We start from the raw sequence: 329 nt of genomic DNA, 5'->3' as shown, positions 1-329 counted from the left end.
TCGCCTCCAGCAGCGCCCGCACCTGTTCCCGGTCCGAGACATCACACGCCTCCACGACCACCTCGGCACCCGACTCCACCAGCCGCTCACGCAGTTCGGCAGCGCCCGGCGCCTCGATACCACGCCGCGAGGTCAGCACCAGCCGCCGCACCCCGTGCGACTCCACCAGCCGCGACACCACCGCCGCGCCCACACCACCGGTACCACCGGTCACCAGCACCGTCCCGGCACCACCCAGCACACGCGGCACCATCAGCACGACCTTCCCCACATGCCGCGCCTGACTCATGAACCGCATCGCCTCAGCAGCCCGCCGCACATCCCAGCAC

General features: G+C 71.4%; 1 protein-coding gene. It reads right to left on the bottom strand.

From position 1 onward, the window contains the following. Positions 1 to 289 (bottom strand): SDR family NAD(P)-dependent oxidoreductase (locus E0D90_RS26160; protein ID WP_438827460.1); only part of this gene is annotated, 289 nt, incomplete at its 3' end. Positions 290 to 329 lie beyond the last annotated feature (40 nt).

Origin of the sequence: Streptomyces otsuchiensis (assembly GCF_004305975.1) — a bacterium.
Classification (GTDB): Bacteria; Actinomycetota; Actinomycetes; order Streptomycetales; family Streptomycetaceae; genus Streptomyces; species Streptomyces otsuchiensis.
Note: the sequence above shows the minus strand (reverse complement) of the source record. Positions and strands in the feature narration are given on the sequence as shown.